The organism is Priestia sp. P5_B4 (assembly GCF_056400385.1).
This window is the reverse complement of the sequence record NZ_JBFULJ010000563.1, coordinates 1-2,511: the sequence shown is the minus strand read 5'-3', so window position 1 is coordinate 2,511 and position 2,511 is coordinate 1. Positions and strand designations below refer to the sequence as shown.

The window sequence follows — 2,511 nt, the reverse complement described above, 5'->3', positions numbered from 1 at the left end:
CTTTTTAAGTTGTATAGAGTATACATATGTCGCTTAGATAAAATGAGGAAGGAATTGATATAAAAAATCACCCACCGAGCAAAATACCTGACGGGTAATTTTTATGAAAAATGATCTGTTAATCAAAGTGTTAAAATGGTTCGTTATCTGCTTCGCTTTATTCTCGCTAATTCTAATGTTTTGATTATAAAAACGACACGCCAGTAAGCTGTTCGCTCAATGTCCAGAGCCTTTTAGCCTCCTCTTTGTCTGCTGCCCATGGACAGACGCCCGGAGTACCCGGTTTGCCGCCATCTGGTGGCGCTAGAGGCGCGATGTCAATGTTTTGACAGTATACCCCGCCTTAATCCCATCTAACTGGCTACTAACAGCGCTCCAAACGATTGTAGCGGCACCTTCTTGTGGTGTTTTGCGTTCGTCAGTTAATTCTGCGTATGTCATTTCCCCATCGATCTTGACAGCACCAGATGCACTGATTTCTTCGGCAGACATGTGTCTGGATAGGTCTGTCAATATAGTGCCGGGGTGCACCGAATATGCTCTAGTATTATGCTCTTTTTCTTTATACATTTTACTCTTTCTTGACAAGCTGAACAGACTTTTATCGGTCTGTTTTTTTCTTTTTATGAACAAAGAGTTTAAAGTCAAAGCAAATTGGGGAGGTTATTAGGTGAATTGGACTAAAATTACAAATGACTACATATTAATATTTATTTAGAAAAATGAGGGGGTTCAACCAATGAAGACAAAAATAGATTGGATAGGAAAAATGGCATTTTCGACTACAACACCATCCGGGCATGAAATCAAAATGGATGCTGCCGAAGAAGTAGGAGGAACGAATAGTGGGGCAAGACCGACTGAATTACTCCTTAATGCGGTTGCGGGCTGCACGGGAATTGATATTATCTCTATTTTGACAAAAATGCGGTTGAATCCTACTAAATTCTACATAGATGTGCAAGGGCAGCGAGCAGACGACCATCCGAAAAAGTTTACAGAAATCCATATTCATTATGCATTAGAAGGAGATCTTCCTGAAGAGAAGGTCATTCGTGCCATCCAGCTTTCCATGGATAAATATTGTTCAGTATCCCATTCATTAAGCTCCTCCATCCATGCGAGTTATTCGATTAATGACGGAGAAATAAAAGGCATTTAAATGATTTGAAAAGGAAAATGACGTTCACATAGAAACCCAATCTATTCACAAAAAAAATCAAAATTATGTAAAGGTGCCTTCTTGAGAATGTCATAAATCTATTTTCTTTCCCTTGCAATACATTCTCTTATATATAGTTATTTTCCTTCAACCACTACCCTGCATTCATTTAACAAATAAAAACTATACATTTTTACATTAGAAAAAATATTCTTGTTTATTTAAAGAGCTTTTTTGTTCCTGTAAGAGTGATTATGTTAACTAACTTTGTATATTCTATACAACATAAAAACAGAAAAAACTACCTTGGAGTTGAGAAGGTAGTTTTTTCTGAAGTAACTAAAGAAAATAGGTTGTGGATGCCTAGTCGGAGGGCATCTTGAGTAGTTTGCTCGAATAATAATAACTTATTCATTTTTAAGTACTTTTGTTAGAAGTACTATCTGATTATGCAACTCGTTCTTAGTAGGTAAATGTCTACAGTTATCATAATCTGCAATTAGACATTTAACCTCCCTATAGAATAGGAAATGTTCATAGTTATCGAGCATATTTTCTCCTCCTGATGCTATCCCTATCTTTTATATGTACCCCTTCAACACTTTCTTCTAACACATGATTTCCGATAAATGACATTATGGTAAATAAAAGCTGATATAGGCTGTTTTTTTTTCGGGAAATTAAAAAAAGAATAAATTAGAAAGATAAATGACATAATCAAGATAAATACATATAATTAGGAGGCTTTAATGGTTAAGCATAATGTAAGATTATCAAGTCCTGAAATTGGTGGTTTATGGGGAGTTTATATACAAGAAACAATGTCTACTTGTTTGTTGAAATATTTTCTTCATCACCTACAAGACAACGAAATAAAGCCTATTTTACAAAAATCTTTACTTATCTCTCAATCACATCTAAAGCAAATTAAGGATATTTTTTCTGAGGAGAATATCCCTTTACCAGATGGGTTTACGGACAAAGATATTAATTTGTCAGCGCCGCCCCTTTTTTATGACCTTTTTGCTCTGAGTTTTGTCTACTCAATGAGTCGCATGTCAATGGTTAACCTAGGGTTTGCTACTTCTACTGTTGCTCGGGCAGATGTTCTTGATTTCTTCACTCAGGCTTTGAATCAAGCTACAGAGCTCTATGCAGAATCCACTACTCTAATGTTATCTAAAGGAATTTACGATCGACCACCTATGATTACCTATCCTGAGAAAGTTGAATATATAAAAAAACAATCTTATATAGTAGCAGCCATAGGAAAAAAAAGACCTTTAAATGCTGTTGAACTTACTGAAATGTTCTTCAATATTGAGCGTAACTATTTCTCGGTACTACTC

2 protein-coding genes are annotated in these 2,511 nt (G+C 35.6%); both read left to right on the top strand.

Annotation, left to right across the window (positions count from 1 at the left end):
• Nucleotides 1–739 precede the first annotated feature (739 nt).
• Nucleotides 740–1,162, top strand: a complete 423-nt coding sequence (locus tag AC1DRF_RS22975) for an OsmC family protein (RefSeq protein ID WP_097823885.1) — start codon at nt 740–742, stop codon at nt 1,160–1,162.
• Between the two features lie 749 nt (nt 1,163–1,911).
• Nucleotides 1,912–2,511, top strand: a 600-nt coding sequence (locus AC1DRF_RS22970; RefSeq protein ID WP_477741777.1) for a DUF3231 family protein, incomplete at its 3' end; no start/stop codon positions are given.